Source organism: Gordonia sp. VNK21, from assembly GCF_046098115.1.
In the GTDB taxonomy this organism is placed as follows: domain Bacteria; phylum Actinomycetota; class Actinomycetes; order Mycobacteriales; family Mycobacteriaceae; genus Gordonia.
The window spans coordinates 2,573-5,025 of the sequence record NZ_JBJURU010000031.1 but is presented as its reverse complement, the minus strand read 5'-3'; the positions used below and the strand labels follow the sequence as shown (position 1 = coordinate 5,025).

At 65.3% G+C, this 2,453-nt stretch carries 1 protein-coding gene and 1 pseudogene; one reads left to right on the top strand and one right to left on the bottom strand.

Features of this window, described 5'->3' with window-relative positions:
* Nucleotides 1-233: 233 nt before the first annotated feature.
* A pseudogene (locus tag ACJMNC_RS18140) lies at nucleotides 234-660 on the top strand (IS3 family transposase); the annotation flags it as partial.
* 196 nt (nucleotides 661-856) lie between these two features.
* Here ACJMNC_RS18140 and ACJMNC_RS18135 read toward each other — a convergent pair.
* Nucleotides 857-1,735 (bottom strand): SDR family NAD(P)-dependent oxidoreductase, encoded by an 879-nt coding sequence (locus ACJMNC_RS18135; protein ID WP_408949342.1) that lies wholly within the window; start codon nucleotides 1,733-1,735, stop codon nucleotides 857-859.
* Nucleotides 1,736-2,453: the final 718 nt, after the last annotated feature.

The following is a 2,453-nucleotide window of genomic DNA, read 5'->3' as shown; positions in this document are numbered from 1 at the left end:
AGAGACGGCTATTCCGCAGCAGGTAAGTGACCACGACGATACGCCGACGACGCACTAATCTCCCGCGTCGCGCGCCGGGCGGCGACCTGTAGCGGAAGGAATGCTGTGAGTACATATGGTCTCTCGATCCTCGGCACCGGATTCCACACGGTGTGGGCTTCAGAGTTCTACTTCCGCTTGGTTTGGGGTCGAGCCCATTAGTGCTGTCCTGCGCTCAGCAGGGGTGCCGGTGGGCCCCGAGTACGTACTACGTGACCAAGGCCCGCGCGCCGTCGGCGCGGACGCGACGTGACGCGGGTGATGGGTCCGGCTCTTGAACAGCTGGGGGAGGACAACTACCGGGTCTACGGTGACCGCAAGCTGTGGACGGCCGCGCGCCGGGCGCGGTCACGCCGTCGGCCGCGACCAGGTCGCCCAGTTGATGCGGCTCGCCGGCATCGAAGGGGTCCGCCGGGGAAAGCAGGTGCGCACCACGAAAGCCGATCCAGATACGCCACGGCATCCGGATCTGGTCAAACGCAACTTCACCGCGACCGCACCCAATCATCTGTGGGTGCCGATCTGACGTACGTGCCGACCTGGTGCGGGGTGGGGTATGTGTGCTTCATTACCGACGTCTACTCCCGGATGATCGTCGGGTGGCGCGTGGCGTCGCATATGTCGTGCCGACACGTTGGCCGAGATCGCAGGTCCGGGGCACCACCCCGACAGCCCGGCGGCGGGACCAGGCTAAGTGGACCGTCGTGCAGCAGAGCCTCGGGCCGATCGCACCGACGAGTCAGGTATCCCCGTGTCGCACATCGGCCCTCCTCGCCGAGTTGATCACCTCGCCGTGGGCCACCATCTGGGGCACACGTCAGGGCGCATTACGTTCCACAAGCCGGTCCGCGACTCTCGACGAGGCCGCGCCCACTCGTCGGAGAAGCCGTGCCACTCGCGGCATGACCTCCAGATCGCGATACACAGCCGCGTGCACGAGCCAGTCCGCAGCCTCGACCGCGGTGAGCGCGGGAATTTGGTGGTATTCGTTGGTGGGCTCGATCATCGGTGTCCGCACGAGCGGGAAGAAGACGGTCGTCACAGAGACCCCTGTGCCACGCAACTCCGACGCTATGCTGCGTCCGAAGGCGGTAATCGCGGCCTTCGATCCCGCGTATGCCGAGAACTTGGGCATAGCGCCCATTGGGATCCCCCAGGTGGAGACGTTGATGAAGTGGCCGCTGCCGCGCTCCTTCATGGCAGGTAGGAACCCTAACGTCAGCTGCACGGGACCGAAGTAGTTGACCGCCATGGTGCGCTGATAGTCGTGCAGCCGATCCGTCGAGTCGAGGACCTCGCGGCGAATCGACCGCCCGGCGTTGTTCACGACGATGTCTGGGCAGCCGTACTCGGCGAGCACGTGCTGGATCAGGCGAGCCGTGTCGTCGGTGTCGGAGAGATCCGCCGGACAGGCGTCGGCATAGCCGCCCTCGGCCCGGATACGCGTGACGAGCTCGTCTAGGCTGTGCGCACGCCGCGCCACCATCAAGACGTGGGCTCCACGACGGGCGAACTCTTCAGCTGCCGCAGCGCCGATGCCCGACGAAGAGCCAGTGACGAGGACGGTTGAATACCGTAGCCGCCTGGCCGGCGACCCGGTGCGAAGTGTATTGACGAGCTCGCCCGGCGTACGTGGTCGTTGTAAAGCAGTATGCGCGACTCGGGCTGGCACGTATCTCACAGCTGCTGCCACCATGCATAGACCGTAGATCACGAGGCGCAGCACTATTGACCCCCATCCGCTGCGAGGATGCGGCCGAGGGTCGTCTTGCCCGTCGTCCCAGTGGGCCGGAGAACACGAAATGTGTGGGCCGCCGTGCCAGAGCGAGAGCCCCTCGCTGCCGCCGTCGTGCACCAACAAAAGCCGGACTTGGTGCTTGACGGCCGGTGGGCCCGCCACAGCAGCACGCGGCCAACGGGGGCACAGCGAAGCCGCCCGAGTAAAAGGTGGCCTTGGCTGTGGAGGGAGTCCTGTCAAGAATGGCGACTGTCGACTAGAACTGCCGACTACCACTGGTCCACTAGCATCCCCGGCGAGTTGGCCGATGCTGCGGCAGGACCGGCTCGATCTAGCGGTTTAGCCGGTTGGTGGCCGGCAGTTCGTGGTTCAGGCCGAAAACAACCACGTGCTTCCGCCGTCGCTCCCCGAGAGCGAGACCGTGCCGCCGGGTGTGTAAAGCACAAGAGGCCGGGTGACCCTGCTGCCCGTTCTGCTGGGAGCCGGCGTAGGAGCGTCGCCTACCCCCAGTTATCACGACGCGGAGCACTAGATGCCAGATACGTACCACCGTCGTCGACACTCTATGCACGGTCGGGCTCAGCGCGTATGACGAAATGTTGCTGGTGCATGCGGCCCGCTCGAGCAGTTATGTGAAGCGTGGCCCAGCGGCCGGTCCGCCGATGCCATAAGTTGG